The sequence below is a fragment of the Herbiconiux sp. genome, assembly GCF_023264895.1.
Classification (GTDB): domain Bacteria; phylum Actinomycetota; class Actinomycetes; order Actinomycetales; family Microbacteriaceae; genus Herbiconiux.
Map to the genome: position 1 here is coordinate 1 of NZ_JAHFUY010000019.1, position 19,658 is coordinate 19,658.

Genomic DNA, 19,658 nt, shown 5'->3' on the forward strand with positions numbered 1-19,658 from the left:
CAGAAACTGAACGCCGTGAAGCACTCCCGAGTTGGCTGCACTTCTACAATCAACACAGATTCCACTCCGCAATCGGAGCCCCACCCATCAGCAGACTCAACAACCTACCTGGGCATCACAGCTAGCTCGCCCTGCGTCAGGGGTGCACGAGGATGTTCCCCACCTTCCGCCCCGAGTCCACGCGGCGGTGGGCGGCCACGATGTCGTCGAGCGGATGCACCGACTCCACGACCACCTCGAGCAGCCCGCGGTCGACGAGCTCGAGCAGCTCGGCGAACACCTCGGGCTTCTCCGGCGCCGGCCCGCTCTTCACCCGGCCCACCGAGCGGAGCGTCTGCCCCAGGTCGGCCACGGCGAGCAGCAGCACGCCGCGCTCGGTGAGGAGCCGCCGGCCGCTCGCCGGCGAGAGCACGCCCACGGTGTCGAGCACGAGGTCGAAGCGCTCGGCGAGCCCGTAGGGCACGTGGCTGTGTCCGTGTCCGCGTCCGTGCCTGTGTCCGTGTCCGCTGGAGGCGGGGGGCGTGCCCGGTGCGGAGTGGTCGATGACCGTGGAGGCCCCGAGCCGCTCCGCGAGCCCGGCGTTGGCGCCGCTCGTGACGGCGGTCACCCGCGCGCCGAGGTGCGCCGCGAGCTGCACCGCGTTCGTGCCGACGGCTCCGGATGCCCCCACCACGAGCACCGAGGATCCGGGAGCGAGCCGCCCCTTCTCGCGCAGGTAGTGCACGGCGGTCGAGCCGCCGAAGAGCACGCCCGCCGCCTGGTCGTGCGAGACGCCCGCGGGCTTGGGCACGAACCGCGTCGCCTTCGCGAGCGCGAACTCGGCGTGGGCGCCCATCCGGGCCCCGGTCATGCCCGCGACCTCCTGCCCCACGCGGAGACGTGCTCCGCCGGCCCCCGGGCTCTCGCCCCCGATCGCCTCGACCACACCCGAGACGCAGTTGCCGAGCACCGTCCGGCGTGGCCGTCGGAGGCCGAGCGCGAGCCGCCCGATGGGCCCGAAGCCGCCCGGGAACCGTGCGGCGCGCAGCCTCGAGTCGGCGGCCGTGACCGCGGCGGAGTGCACCCGCACGAGCACCTCGCCGGGCCCCGGCACCGGCCGCTCGATCTCGGTGACCCGAACCACCTCGGGGTCGCCGTACTCCGTGTTGACCGCAGCCCGCATGACGTCTCCTTACACCTGTAAGCCTGTTCGAGGAGAGTATCCTTACACCTGTAAGAAGCGCAAGCGGCCGACGGCCAACGGTCGACTGTCGACCGTCGACGTCGCAGCGTGAAGCAGGGTGAGGAGGTCGAGCTCGTGAAGGACCGTCCTGCGCTCACCCGAGAACGCATCCTCGAGGCCGCCGTCGCCGTGGCCGACCGGGGCGGCCTGTCGGCCGTGAGCATGCGCAACGTCGGCCGCGAGGCGGGCGTCGAGGCGATGTCGCTCTACCACCACGTGCGGAACAAGGGCGACCTGCTCGACGCGCTGGCCGACTGGATCTTCGCCGAGGTCATCGTGCCGGGCCGTCACGACCCCTGGCGCGAGGCCATGGAGGTGCGGGCCGGATCGTTGAGGAGCGTGCTCACCGCCCATCCGTGGGCGCTCACGCTCGTGGAGGCCCGCCGATCGCCCGGGCCCACGATCCTCGGCGATCACGAGGCAGTGCTCGCGTGCCTCCGCACGAGCGGGCTGTCGGTGCCGCTCGCCGCGCACGCGTTCGCCGCCATCGACTCCTACGTCTACGGCTTCGCGCTCACCGAGCAGAACCTCCCGATCGAGGAGGGGGAGCGCACCGACGAGTTCGTCGAGGAGATCGGGGTGCCGCTCGAGCAGTACCCCTTTCTCGCCGAGTACCTCGCGGTCATGGTGGTGGGCCAGGACTTCGCCTTCGCCGACGAGTTCGGCTACGGGCTCGCCCTCATCCTCGACCAGCTCGAACTGCAGCACGCCCGCGAGACCAGCGCGCACTGACCGCACCGACCTCACCGGGCACCGCTTCTTCACCCGCCGTTCACCCTCCCGTGGGGCGGGGTGCCGCCGGCCGGCCGCCGTGGCCGTCGAGGATTGCTCCATGGGTGCGGGAACCGGGCGGGTGCAGGCGACCCGCTCGAGCGCGCCCGCGGGCCCGCTCTCCGAGACGATGGTGATGTTCGCCTGGAACGGCACGATCGTGGTCGACGCCGATCGCGCGAGGGCCGCGCTCAACCTCGTGCTCGCCCGCCGGGGCCTGCCCTGCCTCGGCGAGGCCGAGTTCGCCGTGCGCTTCCGGCTGCCGCTCGCCGAGCTGTTCGAGCGGCTGGGCCTCGCCGAGGACGACCGAGCCGCCGCCGAGGAGGAGTGGATGGCCGAGCTCGCCGAGGTGCGGGCTCACCTCCGGGAGGGCGCCGTCGAGTGCCTCGGCGCCCTGCGAGGCGGGGGTGCGTGGCTCGGGGTCGTCTCCGGATCCTCGCCGGCGGCCGTGCGCTTCGACCAGCGCTCGCTCGCCGTGCCGCCCGTCTGGAACTCGATCGACGCGGCCGTGTCGGACACCTACGGCATGCTCCTTCGCCACCGGCCGATCCGCCCGCTGGCGTTCTTCGTGGGCGACTCGCCCGACGACATCCGCTCGGCCTCGGCGGCCGGCTACACCCCGGTGGGGGTGGCGGCCTCGGTGCCCGACGAGCACCCCGACTGCGAGGCGCTGCGCTCCGCCGGCGCCGCCCACGTCATCCGCTCGCTCGACGAGCTGCTCGCCATCGTCGCCTGAGCCCGAGGCCGCGAGCAATAGGCACAGACGACAGATGGCGGATGCCGCACCCGGTCTCCCGGGCGGGGCATCCGCCATCCGTGGTGAAGCGCTGGTCTAGTGCTTGTGCGCGTGCGCGGCGGCCGGCTGGTCCGCCTCGTCCTTGAGGTACTGGTACGGGTTCGTGAGGATCTCGACCTCGGGGATCTCGGGGTTCATGCCCGACTTCCAGGTGTCGTCGCCGAGCTCGCCCTGCAGGTACGAGACGGTGTCCTCGAGCTTCGCGCGCACCGAGGGCAGCTCGCCGCCGGTGAGCTTGCCGTCGAACTTGACCGCCTTGCCGCCCACGAGCACGGTGTGCACGTCGCCGCGGCCGGCCTGGTAGACCACGTGACCGTAGGGGTTCAGGATCGGCGTCATCGTGGGCGAGTCGTCGTTCTTGATGAGCACGATGTCGGCGAGCTTGCCCTTCTCGAGGCTGCCGATCTGGTCCCACTTGCCGAGCGCCTTCGCGCCGCCGCGGGTGGCCCAGTCGACCACGTCCTCCACGCGCAGCACGGCATGCGTGACGGTCTCGTTCTTCTCGTGCGCGAGCAGGTGCTCGAGCGAGCGGTCGGCGCCGATGGTCGAGCGCATCGCGGCGAACATGTCGGCGCTGAACCACACGCTCGTGTCGACCGAGAGCGAGGCCTGGATGCCGTGGCGACGGAGCGCGTGCGCCGGCGGGTAGCCCTGGCCGCAGGTCTGCTCGCTCTCGGTGGAGAGCGAGACGGTGCCACCCGTGCCCGCGATCATCTGGTACGACTCGTCGTTGAGGCTCGCGGCGTGCACGTAGACGGTGCCGGGATCCATGACCTTGTTCTCGTACATCCGGCGCACGCCGTTGTCGTTGGTGGCGCCCCAGACGCCCACATGGGTGGTGACGCCCACGCCGAGGTCGCGAGCGGCCTCGAAGGCGGCCTTCTCGAGGAATTCCTCCTCGGCGGCCGGCACGTCGAAGGCGAGCTGCGCGCCGAACAGGCGCGAGTCGTCGCGGGCGCGCTCGACGAGTCGGCGCACCTCCGGGTCCTGCGTCCACTCCCAGGGGGCCGCGGCGAGGTTGCCGTAGGCGAGCACGAAGCGGCCGGGGGAGTCGGCGAGGGCTTCGAGAGCCGCCTCGCCGTGGTCGGGCGTGCGCAGCCCGTGCGACCAGTCGACGCTCGTCGTGACTCCCGACTCCACGGCGTCCAGCGCCGAGATGAGGTTGCCGGCCGCGACGTCCTGCGGGCGGAACTTCATGCCGTGCTCGAGGTAGTACCAGACGAAGTACTGCGTCAGGGTCCAGTCGGCGCCGTAGCCGCGCATGGCGGACTGCCACATGTGGCGGTGCGTGTCGACCATGCCGGGCAGCAGGATGCCGCCCTTGGCGTCGATCTCGAAGGCTCCGTCGGGAGCGGCGAGGTCGACGCCGACATCGGCGATCTTCCCGTCGATCACCAGGACGTCACCGTTCGGGATGACGGTGTGGGCGTCGTCCATGGTGAGGACGATCCCGTTCCGGAACACGATGGGCTGATCGGGCCGGGGTGTGGGGGTGCTGGACATGTGGGCGCTCATCCTCCTTGACTTGCGTTTCACTGCTGCGTTCAGATTAAGTTCTACTGCACAGGTTGTCCAGTAGAGCTTGGCACTATTGTCAGACAAAGTTTGACAGACAATCCGAAGCAACTAGTTATAGTATGTACAACGAACACAAGCGCAATGAAGGGCTGGTTGAAGTGAGCGACAGAACCATCGTGGTCGTCGGGGGGACCTCGGGCATCGGCCTGGAGCTCGCGAAGGACTGCATCGATCGCGGCGACAGCGTCGTGATCACCGGCCGCGACCAGTCCCGCACCGAGGAGATCGCCGCCTCGCTCGGCCCGAAGGCCACGGGCATCGCGCTCGACATCTCCGAACCCCGCTCGATCGCCGAGCAGCTGAAGCCCGTGGGTCAGGCCCACGGCCTCGTGCTCGCCGCCATCGAGCGCGACCAGAACACCATCCGCGACTACGACATCGAGCGGGCCATCCGCCTCGTGACCCTCAAGCTCGTGGGGTACACCGAGACCGTCCATGCCCTGCTCGACCGCCTCGACCCCACGGTCGACACCGGCATCGTGCTCTTCGGCGGCCGCGCCAAAGACCTGCCGTACCCGGGTTCGACCACCGTCTCCTCCATCAACGGAGGCGTGATGGGGCTCGTGAACACGCTCGCCCTCGAGCTCGCCCCCATCCGTGTCAACGCCCTGCACCCCGGCATCATCGGCGACAGCCCGTTCTGGGCGACCAAGCCCGAGGGTGTGCTCGTCGGCTACGAGAGCCGCACCCCCGGCGGCAAGCTCGCCACCATGGCCGACGTCGTCGACGCGACGCAGTTCCTGCTGCGCAACCGCGGCGTCTCGGCCGTCAACCTCTACGTCGACCGCGGCTGGTCGATCACCTGACCCGACACCCCCTCCGGGTGCCTTTTCAACGACGAAAGGAACGCACGATGACGATCACCGAGGAGGCCCGGCCCAGCCAGGCCGAGGCCACGCCCCACGAGGATCCCGCCGCGCTCGAGAAGCGGCTCGTCGCGGCCGCCCGGGCGATGCGGGACGAGATCATCTCCTACTCGGCCGAGGGCCAGGAGGTCACCCACATCCCCGAGGGCCTGCACCGCCGGTTCGACGAGGAGGGCTTCTACGGGATGTACATCCCGCGTGCCCACGGTGGGCTCGAGGTGCCGCCCGTGACGTTCTTCAAGGTCGTGCAGGAGATCGCGCGCGCCGACATGGGCATCGCCTGGAGCTTCTGCCTCTCGGCCAACCACGCCCTCATGTTCGCCAACTGGTTCCCCGAGGAGATCCACGCCGAGGTCTATGCCGGCGGCGACTTCCGGGCCGCGTCGATGTACGCGCCCACCGTGAAGGCCACGCCCGTCGAGGGCGGCTGGGAGCTCAACGGCGTCGTCAACTTCTGCTCCGGCATCCCGTGGTCGACCTACTTCCTCGGTCAGTGCATCCTGCCCGGCAAGACCGAGAAGGGCGGCCCCCGGCTCGGCCTCTACATCGCGCCCAAGGAGACGTTCGAGATCCTCGACGACTGGGGCAACATGATCGGCCTGAGCTCGTCGGGCTCGAACAGCATCCGCTTCGACGGCACCTTCCTGCCCGAGCGCTTCCTGGTGGAGGACGCCGACCTCATGGACTACGCCTTCGACGGCGACAGCCCCGGATCGGCGGCCTACGGCAACTCGATGTACTCGGCACGCCACATGAGCTCGTTCGGCCTCGCCCTCGCCGCGCTCTGCCTCGGCGGCGCCTACGGTGCCCTCGACGAGTTCGGCGCCCTCATGACCACGCGGAAGACGACCATCCCGCCCTTCGTGATGCGCAGCCAGGACCCCGACTTCCTGCGCTACTACGGCGGCGCCATCGCGAAGCTCGCCATGAACGAGGCGGCCACCTACAAGGCGCTCGAGATGTGGCAGGACGCGGCGGCCGACAACGTGGCCGGCATCGCGCCGTTCTCGCAGGAGACCGACGCCATCCTCGGTGCCATCGGCCGCGAGGTCATCATCCAGACCTGGGAGGTCGTGGAGCGCGACCTCTACCGCACCATCGGCGCCTCGGCCTCGAAGAAGGGCGAGCGGTTCGAGCAGATCTTCCGCGACATGGCTCAGGCCGCCGGGCACCGCAACCCGCAGCTGCGGGACGCGACGTTCCAGCTGATCGCCCGCCAGGCCCTGGGCCAGATGTGACCGACGGAGCAGCTGTGACCGACGGAGGAACAGTGACCGACATCGCCGAAGGCCGCGTGGCGGCGCTCCCCGAGGAGTTCGAGCACTACCCCGTGCGGGCCGTCCGCCGCGGGCACTTCTGGATCGCGGGCGAGCGGGTCGAGAGCGAGCGCGGCACCGTGCAGCGCGCCCCCCTGTTCGTGGAGTGGGAGGCGCCCGAGGAGATCACCCGGCCGTATCCGCTCGTGCTCGTGCACGGCGGCGGCGGCCAGATCACCGACTGGCGCGGCACCCCCGACGGCCGCCCCGGCTGGTCGGACAAGTTCGTCGACGCCGGCTACCTCGTGTACCTCGTCGACCGGCCGGCGCACGGTCGCTCCTGGGCGCATCCGGATGTCGTGGGCACCCCGGGCGCCCAGTTCAGCTACGAGATGGCGATGGGCCTGTTCGACACCGAGATCGAGGGGCACGACCAGTCGCTCTGGTCGGGCGGCATCGGCGATCCGATGCTCGACCAGCTCATCTCCGGCATGGGCTTCCTCCCCGCCGACCTCGCGGAGTCGCACCGCATGGACCAGGACCGGATCAGCCGGCTGCTCGACCGGATCGGCCCCGCGGTGCTCGTGACGCACTCCGCGGGCGGGCCCACGGGCTGGCTCGTGGCCGATGCGCGGCCCGAGCTCGTGAAGGCGCACGTGGCGATCGAGCCGATGGGCCCGCCGTTCCACGAGTTCGGCCCCGGCACCCGGCTCGACTGGGGGATCGCGGCGGCGCCGCTCACCTACGACCCGCCCGTGGCGGACGCGGCGGCCCTCGAGGCCGCCGTGACCGAGAACCCGGGCAGCCACACGCTCCCGGCGCTGAAGGATCTGCCGGTGGTCGTGGTGGTGGGGGAGACCTCGCCGTTCACGGCCTGGGCGCCGCTCATGGTCGACTACGTCAACGCCGCCGGCGGCAGCGCCGAGTTCCTGAACCTCGGCGAGCACGGCGCGCGCGGCAACGGTCACGCGATGATGCTGGAGAAGAACTCCGACGAGGCGATCGTGCCGATCCTGGAGTGGATCGCGCGCATCGCGTGAGCGCTGACGGGAGTCAGTAGCTCGGCGGGGTGATGGCGACGATGTAGGTCGCCTTCTCCTCGCTGTCGTTGAAGAGGCGGTGGGGCAGCCGCGAGTCGTAGTGGCAGCTGTCCCCCGCTTCGAGCACGACGGTCGAGCCGTCGACGTCGATCGAGAGCGTTCCCGCCACCACCACGATGCACTCCTCCGCGGCGTGGCTGCGCGGCTCGGTGCTCGATTCACCCCCCGGGGCGATGTCGCCCTGCAGCACCTCGATCGTTCCGCGCGCCTTCGACAGGCGCGTGTAGGTGATCGAGGTCGCCGGGGTGGTGATCTCGATGTGCTCGCCCTTGCGCATCACGGCCACCCGGCTCGACTCCTCCTCGTCGACGAAGAGCTCGAAGAGGGGCACCTCGAGCACCCGGGCGATCTGGCGCAGGGTCTCGAGGCTCGGGTCGGCGAGCCCCCGCTCCACCTGGCTGATCAGGCCGCTCGAGACGCCCGCCGATCCGGCCAGCTGCGCCACTGTGAGGCCGCGCTGGGCTCGGATCTCGCGGATTCGGAAGCTCATGATGGAATCCTAGGGGCGACGCCGCAATAAGTTTCAATCACGTTAACTCTCTTTCATCCAGGTGACGATCGGCATTAGAGTCGCCCGCATGACGACGACGCATCCCTCCTCGACGCCCTTCTCGGCCGAGGACTTCCGAGCGAACTTCCCACCCCTGACGAACATGGTGCACCTGGCCAGCTGCAGCCAGGGCGCGCTCTCGAACCAGCTCTCCGCCTCGCTGACCGCGGTCACCGACTCCATCACCGACTCCGCGGCCCCCTGGGGCCTCTGGATGGACGAGGTGGAGTCCCTGCGCGTGCGCATCGCGGCCTTCATCAACGCCTCGCCCGACGAGATCGCGATCGTGCCGTCGGCCTCCGAGGGCGCCTACCAGATGGTCTCGAGCTTCGACTGGTCGAAGGGCGGCGCCATCCTCACCTCGAACCTGGAGTTCCCCTCGGTCGGTCACGTGCTGCGGGCCCAGCAGGCCAACGGGGCCGAGATCCGCTCGATCGACGACCGCATCGCCGCGCTCGAGGCCGACGCGTGGGCGCCCCTCATCGACGAGGGGGTCAGGCTCGTGTCGGTGCCTCTCGTGAGCTACCACGACGGATCGCGCGCCGACGTGGCCGCCATCACCGAGCTCGCCCACGCGGCGGGCGCCCGGGTGTTCGTCGACGCCTACCAGGGCGCGGGCGTCGTGCCCATCGACGTGAAGGCGCTCGACTGCGACTACCTCACGACCGGATCGCTGAAGTACATGCTCGGGCTCGCCGGCGTCGCGTTCCTCTACGTGCGCGGCGGCATCACGAGCGAGCGGGTGCCGGAGCTCACCGGCTGGTTCGGCCGGGTCGACCCCTTCGCCTTCGACCCCGCGCTCGTCGACTACCCCGAGACCGCCCGCCGCTTCGAGAGCGGAACGCCGGCCGTCCCCGCGGTGTACGCCGCCGGTGCCGGCCTCACCCTGCTGGAGTCGATCGACCAGGAGGCCGGCTGGGCGCACGTCGTGCGGCTCACCGATCTCCTGGCCGACGGGCTCACCGAGCTCGGGGTCGAGCTCAGCCGCCCGTCCTCGGCGGCGCGCCGTGGGCCCCAGGTGGCGCTCTACGACGACGACCCGGTGGCCCTGTCCACCGCCATCCACGAGCGCCGCGTCATGTCGGCTCCTCGCAGCCGCCTGCTGCGGCTGTCGCTGCACTACTACAACACCGAAGCCGACGTGCAGGCCGCCCTCGAGGCCATCGCCGCCGCGCGCCACGGGAAGGACGCATCATGACCGACGGCAAAGCCGCAGCCGCCGCCCAGACGGACGGCACAGCCCGGACGGACGGCGCCGTTCAGGCGGCAGACCAAGGGCCCCTGACGTTCCGCATCGGGATGCTCGGCGCCCTCATCGCGCCCTTCGTCTTCCTGATCGGCGTGATCGCCTACTTCGTGATCTTCGCCGTGTTCGACATGAACGCCCTCACCGCCTCGGGGCTCGCGGGCCTCATCATCGCGGCGCTGTTCTCGCGCAAGTACAGCCGGTTCTGGGACGCGGTGATCTCGGGTGTCTCATCGCGCCCCTCGATCACGCTGCTGCTGATCCTGCTCACGGTGAGCCTCATGTCGGCGCTCATCACCGCCACCGACGTCTCGGGCGGCTTCGTCTGGCTCGCGAGCACCCTCGGGGTGAGCGGCGGCGTCTTCATCGCCGTCATCTTCCTGATGACGTGTGCCATCTCGATGTCGACCGGTTCGTCGATCGGCACGCTCTTCACCGCGTTCCCGATCTTCTACCCGGCCGGCGTGCTGCTCGGGGCGGATCCGCTGCTGCTCGCCGGAGCCATCCTCTCGGGTGCGCTCTTCGGCGACAGCCTGGCACCGATCTCCGACTCCACGATCGTCTCGGCCTCGACCCAGCGCTACCGTCGCAAGGTCGGCACCGCCGAGATCGGCGGCGTCGTGCGGGCCAGGGCGAAGTTCGCGCTGCCGGCCGCGGCGGTCAGCGCCATCCTGTTCCTCGTGATCGGCTCGGCGGTCTCGCCCGGCACCGACATGAGCGCATCCGACATCATCGACGCCACCGGGGCCGGCCCGCTCCCGCTGATCATGCTGATCCCGATCGCGCTGCTGCTGTTCACGGCGTTCTGGAAGCGCGACATCTTCCTCGCCACGACCGTCGGACTCCTCTCGGGCACGCTGCTCGCCCTGCTGACCGGGCTGATCGACTTCTCCGACGTCATCTCGGCGAACGACGACGGCACCCCCGGCGGCTTCCTCGTGGCGGGCATCGCCGACATCATCCCGCTTATCGGGCTCGGCATCGTGATCTTCGGCATGATCGGTGTGCTGCAGGAGGCCGGCATCTTCGACGCGATCGTGAACGCGGCGAGCCGCTCGGCGTTCGCCAGGACCCCGCGCGGAGCGGAGGTCGTGATCGGCCTCGGCGCGCTCGCCACGGCGACCGTCTTCGCGGGCGTCAACGGGCCCTCGATGATCATGTTCGGTCCCGTGGCCGACCGGATCGGGGCGGCGGCCGGGCTCCACCCCTACCGCCGGGCCAACGTGATGGAGGGCTTCACCCTCGGTCTCGGCTCGGTCGTGCCGATCGTCAGCTCGTTCCTGCTGATCGCGAGCCTGCTCACCCAGGGCCACGAGGGGGTGCCCGAGGTCGCGGCGCCCGCCATCTTCCTCGGCGCCTTCTACCCGCTCGCACTCACGCTCGTGATCGCCATCTCGGTGATCACCGGCTGGGGCCGCCGCTTCGAGGGTGAGGGGGGCGCCGAGAGCCGCACGCCCGTAGCTCCGCTGAGCTAGAGCAGACCGCCGTCGCGATCCGTCAGTTCGTGCCGCCACCCGAGAGCGGGAGCGGCACGAACTGACGGATCGCGTGCGTGCGGGGCTACATCGTGAGCGGCTGGCCGAGCAGCACGCGGCCGAGCGAGGCGAGCAGCACGTCGTGCTGGGCGCCGATGTGGGTGCGGTACATCGCCGCATCCAGGTAGTACTTGCCGAGCTTGGTGCCCGCGAGGCCGGCCGAGGTGGTGCCCGCGGTCGAGAACGCCACGTCGATGGCCTCCTGCGAGAGCCGGGCGGCCTGCACGATCTGGCCCCGGATGCGCACGTCGTCGCGCGTGGTGAACTCCGGCCCGCCGTCGACCCAGGCCTGGTTGCGCTCGGCGAACTCGCGCACGGCGGCCAGCAGCAGGGCCTCGGAGGCCTCCGCGAGCGACACGACCTTGCCGTACCAGAGCTGGTACTCGGGCGACTCGCTCCGCGGGATGCGCGGCGGGAAGCTCGATCCGCGGTCCATCAGTCGCTCGTACTCGTCCATGCAGGCGAGCGCGCAGCCCACCATCGTCTGCGTGAGGCCGGCGATGAAGATCGACGAGGTGCGGCCGAGGTAGAGCGGGTTCTCGTGCAGCTGGTAGCCGGGCGTTCCGTCGGCACCCCACTCGATGTCCTTGAAGTTGAAGGGCACCGCGTTGTAGGAGGCCACGAACGCGTCGTCGATCTCGATCGAGTTCGACGACGAGGCGTGCAGGCCGATGGTGCGGCCCTCGCCCCAGTCGTCGATGATCGTGAAGTCCTCGCGGGGCAGGATGAACATGAACGGCTTCTTCGAGCCGTCGGCCTGCTCCACGAACGCGACCGGCATGAAGTGCGTGCTGAAGGTGCAGCCCGAGTTGTAGTCCCAGCGACCGGAGAGCCGGTAGCCGCCCTCGACGAGGGTGACCGTGGCCTTCTGCGGGAACGCGCGCGAGGCCGAGATGAAGGGCTCGGCGGCGAACGCCTCCTCCTGGGCGCGCTCGGGGAAGTGCGAGGCGAACTGGTAGGCGTGGCTCGAGCCGAGCTCCCACGACCAGCCCACGCCGGGGTCGCCGCGCGAGATCTCGACGGCCACCTTGAAGTAGGTCTCGAGCCCGAGCTCGAGCCCGCCGTACTTCTTGGGGCGCAGGATGTCGTAGAGCCGGCCGGCCACGAAGGCGTCGTGGATCTCCTGGGAGTAGGTGCCGAGCTTCGCGTGCTCGGGCTGGAGTTCGCGGAGGCGGTCGCGCAGCCCCCTGGCGTAGGCGACGAGGTCGTCGGCCGTGGGGGAGTCCGTGACCGGGGTGTCTTGCAGTAGCGACATGCGTGCGTCTCCGATTCGCGTCATTGCGGTTCCGGCGCGCGGCCGAGACTCGGTATTTATAGTAGTTATAACTATATGGATGTCCGGCTCGTCCTGCAAGCACCTGTTCGACTGCGCGTTACACTGCTTCGATGACCGGCACCCCGCCCCGTTCCGAGCTCCTCGGCGAGATCGGCCAGTCCGTGATCGATTCCTTCCGCTACCTCCAGCGCGAGGTCACCGTGCCGCACGCGGGCCTCATCCACATCACGCGCTCCGAGGCCGACATCATGCGCATCCTGATGGAGGAGCCGGGCACGACCGTGACCGAGATCGCGCGCGCCTTCGGTCAGCACAAGAGCAACACGAGCGCCCGGATCGCGGCCCTCGTGGAGAAGGGCCTGGCCGAGAAGCGCTCGGCGGCGGGCGACGGCCGGGAGGTGCGGGTCTACCCCACGGTCACCGCCCGCACGAACCTCGAGGGCTACCGCCAGGTCTGGGCCGAGCACCTCGAGCCGCTCTCGACGGCCTCGGACGAGCGGCTCGCGATCGCGGCCGAGGTGCTCGGCGAGATCGCGGAGGCGCTCGCCAGGGGAACCGCGGCTAGCTCGTCGGAAAGCCCACGCCCGTGAGCTCCTCCGACACCTCCCACACCCGACGGGCCTCCTCGAGCCCCGTCAGTCGCGAGTAGAGCGGCTGCTCCGCGGGGGCGCCACCGAGGTGACCTGGCCCCTTTGGGCCGTAGAGCCGGCCGCCCACGGCGTCGGGCGACGTGGCGGCGTAGAGCGCCGGCAGCGCCGCCGACTCGGGCGTGCCGAGCAGGATGCCCCTGGCCGAGAGCCACCGGATCACCCGGACGCTCCGGGTGTCGGCGCTCCGCCCGAGCTCGGGCCGCGCCGCGAGCAGGCTCGTGGGGGCGACGCCCGGGTGCGCGAGGTTGCTCGAGATGCCCCAGCCGAGCTCGGTGCTCCGGCGCTCGAGCTCGAGCCCGAAGAGCCCGAAGGCGATCTTCGACTGGCTGTAGGCGCGTCCGCCGTGGTACGAGCGCTCCCAGGCGAGGTCGTCCCAGTTGATGGCGTAGCTGTTCGCCGCGACGCTGATCTGCGAGGTCACGCGCGCCGTCCCGGCCCGCAGCAGCGGCAGCAGGTGAGCCACGAGGGCGACGTGGCCGAGGTGGTTGGTGCCGAACTGCGACTCGAAGCCGTCGGCGGTGCGCTGCAGCGAAGGCGGCGTCATGACCCCGGCGTTGTTCACGAGAAGGTGGATCGGCGCGCCCTCGTCGAGCAGCGCCTCGCCGAGGGCCGCGACCGACGCGAGCGACGACAGGTCGAGCGAGCGGAGCGACACCGTCGCATCCGGAGCCTGTTCACGGATGCGCGCCAGGGCCGCCTCGCCCTTCTGCGGGCTGCGCACCGGCAGCACGAGCTCGGCGCCCGCGGCGGCGAGGCGTGCGGCGATCCTGAGGCCGATGCCGTCGCTGCCGCCCGTGAGCACGGCGCGGCGCCCCGTGAGGTCGGGCATCGGGATGTCGAAGCGGGGGTGGTCGGTCGTGGTGCGAGGCATGTGCGGCTCCTGAGGTCTGGTGTCCCCTGAGCCTCCGGCATCGGCGGATCCGCATCCAGGACTCGTCAGGTCACTGCTCGGGATGCCACGGCTCCGGTAGAAAGGAGTCGACGAGGAGGGCGGTTCGAGCGTGATCGATCGCGAGGGGATGGCCGGGTTCCTGCTGCGGCGGCGGCAGGCGCTGCAGCCGGAGGACGTGGGGCTGCCGCGCGGGCCGAGGCGCCGCACGAGCGGGCTGCGCCGGGAGGAGGTGGCGGCGCTCTGCCACATGTCGCCCGACTACTACGCCAGGATCGAGCGGGGCACCGGCCCGCAGCCGTCGGAGCAGATGATCGCCTCGATCGCGCAGGGGCTGCACCTCACGGTCGACGAGCGCGACCACCTCTTCGCGCTGGCGGGACACCGCCCTCCGGCGCGCGGGGTCTCGGCCGACCACATCAGCCCCGGACTCCTGCGCGTGCTCGACCGCCTGCACGACACCCCGGCCGAGATCGTCACGGAGCTGGGGGAGACGCTCCGGCAGACCCCGCTCGGTGTCGCGCTCACGGGGGACATGGCGGCCCTCCCCGGCTCGATGCGCAGCATCGGCTACCGCTGGTTCGCCGATCCCGCCAGCCGCTCGCTGTACCGGGCCGACGAGCACGAGTACCTCTCCCGGCTGTGGGTCTCGGGGATCCGCGAGGTGCTCGGCCGCCGCGGCCGTCCGTCCCGCGCGGCGACGCTGTGCGACGACCTGCTCGAGCGGAGCGCGGAGTTCCGGGAGCTGTGGGACGAGCACGAGGTGGGGCTCCGCCCGCACGAGACCAAGCACTTCGTGCATCCCGAGCTGGGCGACCTCGAGCTCACCTGCCAGAGCCTGCTCGACCCGGTGCAGTCGCACTCGCTGCTCGTCTACACCGCCACTCCGGGCTCCGAGTCGCACGAGAAGCTGCAGCTGCTCGCGGTGCTCGGCGCACAGCCCCTGGCCTGACTCCTGCACCTGGTCAGCCGGCAAGCCGGCCTGTGCCGGCGGAGTCAGACGCTCCGGAACTCGGGCTCGCGGAGGTTCTGCACACCGAGGAAGAACTCGCGGGAGGCCACGGGGTCGCCCTCCACCCGCTGGTAGAGCTCGAAGGCCTCGTCGATGTCGGCCTTCACGCCGTCGTAGACGAGGTGCTTGAACCGGCTAGCGGTGGGGGAGGCCTTCTCGAGGAACGCCGTGCGCCGGCGCTCGGCGTAGTCGTCGAGGGCCTCCTCACCGGCCTCGCCCGCGACCACGGCGCCGAGGCGGTCGACGAGCAGCTCCACGTCGAAGACCCCGGTCGTGAGCCCCATCGCCCCGGTGGGGTTGGTGAGGTGCGCGGCGTCGCCCGCGAGCAGCACGCGGCCCAGCCGGTACGACTCCGCCGAACGCTGGTGCATGTGGTACGGCGAGTACTGCACGAGCTCGTACTGCTTGTCGCCCGGCAGGAACGCCTGCATGAACGCGTCGATCCGCTCGGGGATGGTCTCCTCCGGCAGCTCCTCGCTCTCGGCGAAGGTCACCCGCCAGAGCCCGTCGCGGTCGAGCAGCGCCACGATGCAGCCGAGCTCGGCATCCATCACCATGTTCGCCCGGTGGTAGCCGTGCGCCTCGAAGTCGAAGCGGATGTTCGTGGCTACGAACCGGTCGTCCCAGGTCATGCCGGGGAAGCCGAGGCCGAGGAGCCTCCGCACCGTGCTGCGCCCGCCGTCGGCGCCGATGAGCCAGTCGCCCGTGACCGTGCGGCCGGAGTCGAGGGTGACGGTGACCGAGTCGTCGTCCTGGCTGATCGCGGCGAGACCGTCGCCCCAGAGCACGGTGGCGTTCGGCAGCTCGTCGAGGTGCTCCACGCAGATGCGCCCGAGCGCGCCCTGGCCGAGGTTGAGGTTGTAGGGGAAGGGCACCACGCCCTCCATGACGGAGTTGCCGATGAACACCGACTCGTCGGTGGAGGGCCGGCGGAAGGAGTTGCCTTTCACGATCACGCCCTCCGCCTCGGCGTCGGCGCGCACCCCGAACTTCTCGAGCACCTCGAGCACGCACCAGTGGTACACGGCGGCGCGGGGCGAGTCGTTCAGAGCCGTCTCGCGCTCGAGCACCGTGACCGTGACGCCCTGGCGCGCCAGTGCGAGCGCCGCGAGGAGCCCCACGGGTCCCGCCCCGGCCACGATCACGTGCGCCGGCTCCGTCGTGCTGACCATCGGGTTCCTTCCGTCAGGGCGTGAGCACGCCGGTGATGTCGTCGAGGGCGAGCGAGCGCCGCACGACCGTGTCGATCTCGTCGAGCGCGTAGGTGCGCGTCACGAACGGGCTCGGATCGAGCTCGCCCGACTCGAGCAGCGCGATGAAGCGCGGCATGTCGGCGTGCGGGCTGATCTGCCCGTTCTGGCAGCCGAGGATGCGCTTGCCGTGCACCGTGAGCTGCAGCTGGGGCAGGTCGACCTCGGTGGCCGAGTGGGCCACACCGGCGAGCACGATCGTGCCGGCCCGCCTGGCCATCATGACCGCCTGGCGGGTGGCGATCGCGGGCCCCGCGGCCTCGATCACGACGTCGGCGCCCCGCCCCTCGGTGAGCTGCTGCACGGCGGTCACCGGATCCGTGCTGCCGGAATCGACGGTGTCGGTCGCCCCCATCGAGACGGCGAGCTCGCGCCGGCGGGGGTGGCCGTCGATGCCGATGATGCGGCCCGCTCCCGCGAGGCGCGCGGCCTGCACGGCCCAGAGCCCGAGGTGGCCGAGGCCCACGACGGCCACGGACTGGCCGGGCTGCACCTCGCCGATCGTGAAGACGGCGCCGATCGCGGTCGAGACGCCGCAGCCGAGCAGGCACGCGACGTCGTCCGGCAGCGAGTCGGGCAGGTGGTGCACCTGGATGGCCTGCACGAGCATCCGCTCGGCGTAGGCGCCCACGCGCCCGGCCGCCCGCACGTCGCGCCCGTCGGGGAGGGTGGCCACGACGGGGTCGGAGCCGTCCATCAGCACCGAGCACTGGTCGGGCCGGCCGATGCCGCAGTAGAAGCACTCGCCGCACTCCGGGGTGCCGGCCACCACCACGCGGTCGCCCGGCGCGAAGCCGGTGACCGCGCTGCCGACGTGCTCGACCACGCCCACGGCGGTGTGCCCGAGCACGACCGGCGGCTGCTTGCGCCGCATCGCGCGCCAGCCCATCCAGTCGGTGGAGCAGAAGGGCGCGGCCGTCGTGCGCACGACGAGCTGCCCGGGGTCCGGATCGGCGAGCTGCATGGGGCCGACGTAGAAATCGCTCTCGAACTGGGTGAGAACGGCGGCGCGGGTCTGCACGGCGGCTAGACCGAATCCCCGCCGCTGTGGATGAGGCGCGCGACGTGGCCGCGGAGGTGGATGAACGCGGGGTCTTCGCGGGTCGTGATCTGGTCGCGCGGCTCGGCGAGCTCCACCCGGATGTCCTCCACGAGCGTCGCGGGCGGGCGCGAGAGCACGAGCACGCGGTTGGCGAGGTAGACGCTCTCGTCGATGTCGTGCGTGACGAACAGGATGGTCATGTCGTAGCGATCGCGGATCGAGAGCACGAGATCCTCGAGGCCCTCCCGGGTCTGCGCGTCGACCGAGGCGAACGGCTCGTCCATGAGCATGAGCTTCGGCCGGTAGGCGAGCGCGCGGGCGATGGCGACGCGCTGCTGCATGCCGCCCGAGAGCTGCCAGGGGTACCGCTTCTCGAAGCCCTTCAGCCCAACGGCCTCGAGAGCCTCGTCGACGAGCGCCTTGCGCTCGGGCTTCGAGAGCGAGGAGCCGGCGATCGGGAACGCGACGTTCTTCTCGACCGAGAGCCAGGGCAGGAGCGAGCGGCTGTAGTCCTGGAACACCATCGCCATGCCGTCCGGCACCCCGGTGTTCTTCTTGCCGTTGACCCACACGGCGCCCTCGCTCGGCTGCAGGAGCCCCGCGAGGGTGCGGAGAAGGGTCGTCTTGCCGGCGCCCGAGGGGCCGACGATCGAGACGCACTCCTTGGGCATGACCTCGAAGTTCAGGTCGTGGATGGCGTGGTGCGCCGTGTCGCCGCGCCCGTAGGTGTGCGAGACGTGGTCGACGACGACCGCGGCGCCCGGCGTGCCGGGAGCGGTGCCGGCCGGGCGCGCTGCAGCCGCGGTGGCGGTGTTCGAAGTGCCTGTGTTCGTGGTGCCTGTGTTCGTGGCGCCTGTGGTCGTGGGAAGGCTGTCGGTCATGGGAGCACCGTCTTTCAGATCTTCTGTCGGGAGAGCTTGTGCCAGGCGAGAACGCGGTTCTCCACGGCGTCGAGCAGGAAATTGATGAGGAGGCCGAGGATGGCGAGCGCGAGCATCCACGACCACATGTTGAGCAGCTGGAACCGGCCCTGCGCCTGGATCAGCTGGAAGCCGATGCCGTTGGAGGCGAGGATGAACTCCGACACGATCGCGAGCAGCAGCGCCGCGGTGCTCGCGATCCTGAGGCCGGCGAAGATCTTGGGGCTCGCGGCCGGGAGCACGATGCTGAACAGCCGGCGGGCGGGCGAGATCTTGAAGACCTTGCCGAGATCGAGCATGGTGCGGTGGATGGAGCCGACACCGGAGGCGGTGTTGATGAGCACGAACCAGGAGACGCCGTAGGCGATGAAGATGATGCGCATGTCGTCTCCACCCCCGAGCAGGATGATGAACAGCGGCAGTGTGGCCGTGGCGGGGATCGATCGCAGGAACTCCACGATCGGCGTCACGGTCTCGCGCGAGCCCTGGCTGAGGCCCATGGCCGTGCCCACCACGACGCCCCAGGCCGCGCCGATGGCGTAGCCGGCGAGCATCCGCCCCACGGTCGAGAGGAAGTCGTTGTAGAACACCTCGGTGAAGACCGCGTCGCCGCCGAAGAGCAGCTTCACGAGGTTCTCGGCGATGTCGACGGGTGGCGGGAAGAAGGGCGACGGCGCGACCGTGGTGGCGATCTGCCAGAGCACGACGAGCACGGTGAGCGGGATGAAGAAGTAGCCGAGGGCCACAAGCACGCCGCGGCCACGGCCTGGGCGCCCGGGGCGGGCGGTGCGCTCGGCCTTGGCGGAGCTGCGGGTGTTCTTCTCGGGTGCGACGGTCATCACGCACCTCCTCTCGCGGTGGCGTCCCAGCCGAAGAAGCGACGCTCCAGCCAGCCGATGCCGAGGTTGATGACGAGGCCGAGGAGGCCCGCCGTGACGGTGGCGGCGAGCACGGCGAGATAGCTCTCGGCGTCGCTGAACGCGCGCTCCCGGGAGATGAAGGCGCCGATGCCCTGGGCGCCGCCGGCGATGAGCTCGACCGTGATCACCACGATGAGCGCGATCGACGACGCGATCCGGATGCCGGTGACCACGAAGGGCGCGGCCGAGGGGATGACGACGCGGCGGATGACGCCGAAGCGGCTCACCCCGAAGCTCCGCGCCATCTCTTTGGCGTAGGGGTCGACGTCGTGCACGCCGTAGAGGGTGTTGAACATGATCGGCCAGATCGCGGCGAAGACCACGATCACGAGCTTCATCTCGAGCCCCGCGCCCAGCACGAGCAGCACGAGCGGCACGAGGGCCACGGGCGGGATCGGGCGCATCAGCTCCACGATCGCGCGGGCCCCGCGGTAGGCGGGCCGGAACATGCCGAGCACGACACCGACGGGGATCGCGATGGCGCAGGCGATGAGCATGCCGTAGACGTAGGTGAGGAGGGTCGAGAGCACGTCGGCGCGGAAGACCTCGTCGCCCCACAGGGTGATGGCCTTCCACAGCACGCTCGAGAACGGCGGGAGGAAGTTGGTGTTGACGAGCCCGGAGCGCGACACGATCTCGAGCAGCAGGATGAGCCCGACGACGCCGGCAAGCCCGCGGAGAACGGCGTTGCGGCGAGCGGTGCTCCGCGGCTTCTTGGGCGCGTGGGGCGGCGTGGGCCCCGTGGTGGGGGCGGGGGGAGCAGGGGTGGCGATCGCCAA

The 19,658-nt window shown here is 70.6% G+C and carries 19 protein-coding genes and 1 pseudogene; 10 read left to right on the top strand and 10 right to left on the bottom strand.

Features of this window, described 5'->3' with window-relative positions:
• A pseudogene (locus Q0D57_RS02865) lies at positions 1 to 125 on the top strand (IS481 family transposase); the annotation flags it as partial.
• A gap of 11 nt (positions 126 to 136) precedes the next feature.
• On the opposite strand, the gene Q0D57_RS02870 reads toward Q0D57_RS02865, so the two are convergent.
• Positions 137 to 1,162, bottom strand: coding sequence for an NAD(P)-dependent alcohol dehydrogenase (locus tag Q0D57_RS02870; RefSeq protein WP_291037827.1), 1,026 nt, complete (start codon positions 1,160 to 1,162; stop codon positions 137 to 139).
• 108 nt (positions 1,163 to 1,270) lie between these two features.
• Here Q0D57_RS02870 and Q0D57_RS02875 point away from each other — a divergent pair, with 108 nt between their 5' ends.
• Both Q0D57_RS02875 and Q0D57_RS02880 read left to right on the top strand, forming a co-directional pair.
• Positions 1,271 to 1,954, top strand: a complete 684-nt coding sequence (locus tag Q0D57_RS02875; RefSeq protein WP_291037830.1) for a TetR/AcrR family transcriptional regulator — start codon at positions 1,271 to 1,273, stop codon at positions 1,952 to 1,954.
• 100 nt (positions 1,955 to 2,054) lie between these two features.
• Positions 2,055 to 2,729, top strand: coding sequence for a hypothetical protein (locus tag Q0D57_RS02880; RefSeq protein ID WP_291037834.1), 675 nt, complete (start codon positions 2,055 to 2,057; stop codon positions 2,727 to 2,729).
• Positions 2,730 to 2,825: 96 nt separating this feature from the next.
• Here the strand turns inward: Q0D57_RS02880 and Q0D57_RS02885 are convergent, their stop codons facing one another.
• Positions 2,826 to 4,292: an amidohydrolase family protein gene (locus Q0D57_RS02885; protein WP_291037837.1), complete on the bottom strand. Its 1,467-nt coding sequence runs from the start codon at positions 4,290 to 4,292 to the stop codon at positions 2,826 to 2,828.
• A gap of 173 nt (positions 4,293 to 4,465) precedes the next feature.
• On the opposite strand from Q0D57_RS02885, the gene Q0D57_RS02890 reads away from it, so the two are divergent.
• Genes Q0D57_RS02890 through Q0D57_RS02900 form a run of 3 tightly spaced genes read left to right on the top strand, consistent with a single transcriptional unit; the run spans position 4,466 to position 7,529 of the window.
• Positions 4,466 to 5,173: an SDR family NAD(P)-dependent oxidoreductase gene (locus tag Q0D57_RS02890; protein ID WP_291037840.1), complete on the top strand. Its 708-nt coding sequence runs from the start codon at positions 4,466 to 4,468 to the stop codon at positions 5,171 to 5,173.
• Between the two features lie 47 nt (positions 5,174 to 5,220).
• Positions 5,221 to 6,471, top strand: a complete 1,251-nt coding sequence (locus tag Q0D57_RS02895; RefSeq protein ID WP_291037843.1) for an acyl-CoA dehydrogenase family protein — start codon at positions 5,221 to 5,223, stop codon at positions 6,469 to 6,471.
• 32 nt (positions 6,472 to 6,503) lie between these two features.
• A complete protein-coding gene (locus tag Q0D57_RS02900; RefSeq protein WP_291037846.1) occupies positions 6,504 to 7,529 on the top strand; it encodes an alpha/beta fold hydrolase in 1,026 nt (341 codons plus the stop codon).
• Positions 7,530 to 7,542: 13 nt separating this feature from the next.
• Here the strand turns inward: Q0D57_RS02900 and Q0D57_RS02905 are convergent, their stop codons facing one another.
• On the bottom strand, positions 7,543 to 8,079 hold the full coding sequence (locus tag Q0D57_RS02905) for an XRE family transcriptional regulator (protein WP_291037849.1): 537 nt from the start codon (positions 8,077 to 8,079) through the stop codon (positions 7,543 to 7,545).
• An 88-nt stretch (positions 8,080 to 8,167) separates the two neighbouring features.
• Between Q0D57_RS02905 and Q0D57_RS02910 the strand changes: the two genes are divergently transcribed.
• Both Q0D57_RS02910 and Q0D57_RS02915 read left to right on the top strand, forming a co-directional pair.
• On the top strand, positions 8,168 to 9,337 hold the full coding sequence (locus Q0D57_RS02910; protein WP_291037852.1) for an aminotransferase class V-fold PLP-dependent enzyme: 1,170 nt from the start codon (positions 8,168 to 8,170) through the stop codon (positions 9,335 to 9,337).
• The gene (locus Q0D57_RS02915) at positions 9,334 to 10,860 is read left to right on the top strand and encodes a Na+/H+ antiporter NhaC family protein (RefSeq protein WP_291037855.1); all 1,527 of its coding nucleotides are present in this window, start codon (positions 9,334 to 9,336) and stop codon (positions 10,858 to 10,860) included. The genes Q0D57_RS02910 and Q0D57_RS02915 overlap by 4 nt, the downstream gene beginning before the upstream one ends.
• A gap of 85 nt (positions 10,861 to 10,945) precedes the next feature.
• Here the strand turns inward: Q0D57_RS02915 and Q0D57_RS02920 are convergent, their stop codons facing one another.
• Positions 10,946 to 12,175: a hypothetical protein gene (locus Q0D57_RS02920; RefSeq protein WP_291037858.1), complete on the bottom strand. Its 1,230-nt coding sequence runs from the start codon at positions 12,173 to 12,175 to the stop codon at positions 10,946 to 10,948.
• 131 nt (positions 12,176 to 12,306) lie between these two features.
• On the opposite strand from Q0D57_RS02920, the gene Q0D57_RS02925 reads away from it, so the two are divergent.
• Entirely contained in the window at positions 12,307 to 12,786 is a 480-nt protein-coding gene (locus tag Q0D57_RS02925) for a MarR family transcriptional regulator (RefSeq protein ID WP_291037861.1), read from the top strand.
• Here the strand turns inward: Q0D57_RS02925 and Q0D57_RS02930 are convergent.
• Complete coding sequence (locus Q0D57_RS02930; RefSeq protein ID WP_291037864.1) at positions 12,758 to 13,717, bottom strand: SDR family oxidoreductase; 960 nt, start codon at positions 13,715 to 13,717, stop codon at positions 12,758 to 12,760. The two genes, Q0D57_RS02925 and Q0D57_RS02930, sit on opposite strands and share 29 nt — an antisense overlap.
• 130 nt (positions 13,718 to 13,847) lie before the next feature.
• On the opposite strand from Q0D57_RS02930, the gene Q0D57_RS02935 reads away from it, so the two are divergent.
• A complete protein-coding gene (locus tag Q0D57_RS02935; RefSeq protein WP_291037865.1) occupies positions 13,848 to 14,687 on the top strand; it encodes a helix-turn-helix transcriptional regulator in 840 nt (279 codons plus the stop codon).
• A gap of 44 nt (positions 14,688 to 14,731) precedes the next feature.
• Here the strand turns inward: Q0D57_RS02935 and Q0D57_RS02940 are convergent, their stop codons facing one another.
• Genes Q0D57_RS02940 through Q0D57_RS02960 form a run of 5 tightly spaced genes read right to left on the bottom strand, consistent with a single transcriptional unit; the run spans position 14,732 to position 19,658 of the window.
• Complete coding sequence (locus Q0D57_RS02940; RefSeq protein ID WP_291037866.1) at positions 14,732 to 15,919, bottom strand: FAD-dependent monooxygenase; 1,188 nt, start codon at positions 15,917 to 15,919, stop codon at positions 14,732 to 14,734.
• Positions 15,920 to 15,932: 13 nt separating this feature from the next.
• Entirely contained in the window at positions 15,933 to 17,018 is a 1,086-nt protein-coding gene (locus tag Q0D57_RS02945; RefSeq protein ID WP_291037869.1) for a zinc-binding dehydrogenase, read from the bottom strand.
• 5 nt (positions 17,019 to 17,023) lie between these two features.
• On the bottom strand, positions 17,024 to 17,920 hold the full coding sequence (locus Q0D57_RS02950) for an ABC transporter ATP-binding protein (RefSeq protein ID WP_291037871.1): 897 nt from the start codon (positions 17,918 to 17,920) through the stop codon (positions 17,024 to 17,026).
• Positions 17,921 to 17,934: 14 nt separating this feature from the next.
• Positions 17,935 to 18,798: an ABC transporter permease gene (locus Q0D57_RS02955; RefSeq protein WP_291037873.1), complete on the bottom strand. Its 864-nt coding sequence runs from the start codon at positions 18,796 to 18,798 to the stop codon at positions 17,935 to 17,937.
• A complete protein-coding gene (locus Q0D57_RS02960) occupies positions 18,798 to 19,658 on the bottom strand; it encodes an ABC transporter permease (protein ID WP_291037875.1) in 861 nt (286 codons plus the stop codon). Before Q0D57_RS02960 ends, Q0D57_RS02955 begins: the two co-directional genes overlap by 1 nt.

Bases quoted from the DNA above. Each gene is read 5' to 3' on its own strand.
- Q0D57_RS02870 (WP_291037827.1), bottom strand. From the start codon at position 1,162: ATGCGGGCTGCGGTCAACACGGAGTACGGCGACCCCGAGGTGGTTCGG.
- Q0D57_RS02880 (WP_291037834.1), top strand. From the start codon at position 2,055: ATGGGTGCGGGAACCGGGCGGGTGCAGGCGACCCGCTCGAGCGCGCCC.
- Q0D57_RS02885 (WP_291037837.1), bottom strand. From the start codon at position 4,292: ATGTCCAGCACCCCCACACCCCGGCCCGATCAGCCCATCGTGTTCCGG.
- Q0D57_RS02895 (WP_291037843.1), top strand. From the start codon at position 5,221: ATGACGATCACCGAGGAGGCCCGGCCCAGCCAGGCCGAGGCCACGCCC.
- Q0D57_RS02905 (WP_291037849.1), bottom strand. From the start codon at position 8,079: ATGAGCTTCCGAATCCGCGAGATCCGAGCCCAGCGCGGCCTCACAGTG.
- Q0D57_RS02910 (WP_291037852.1), top strand. From the start codon at position 8,168: ATGACGACGACGCATCCCTCCTCGACGCCCTTCTCGGCCGAGGACTTC.
- Q0D57_RS02915 (WP_291037855.1), top strand. From the start codon at position 9,334: ATGACCGACGGCAAAGCCGCAGCCGCCGCCCAGACGGACGGCACAGCC.
- Q0D57_RS02920 (WP_291037858.1), bottom strand. From the start codon at position 12,175: ATGTCGCTACTGCAAGACACCCCGGTCACGGACTCCCCCACGGCCGAC.
- Q0D57_RS02925 (WP_291037861.1), top strand. From the start codon at position 12,307: ATGACCGGCACCCCGCCCCGTTCCGAGCTCCTCGGCGAGATCGGCCAG.
- Q0D57_RS02930 (WP_291037864.1), bottom strand. From the start codon at position 13,717: ATGCCTCGCACCACGACCGACCACCCCCGCTTCGACATCCCGATGCCC.
- Q0D57_RS02940 (WP_291037866.1), bottom strand. From the start codon at position 15,919: ATGGTCAGCACGACGGAGCCGGCGCACGTGATCGTGGCCGGGGCGGGA.
- Q0D57_RS02950 (WP_291037871.1), bottom strand. From the start codon at position 17,920: ATGACCGACAGCCTTCCCACGACCACAGGCGCCACGAACACAGGCACC.
- Q0D57_RS02955 (WP_291037873.1), bottom strand. From the start codon at position 18,798: ATGACCGTCGCACCCGAGAAGAACACCCGCAGCTCCGCCAAGGCCGAG.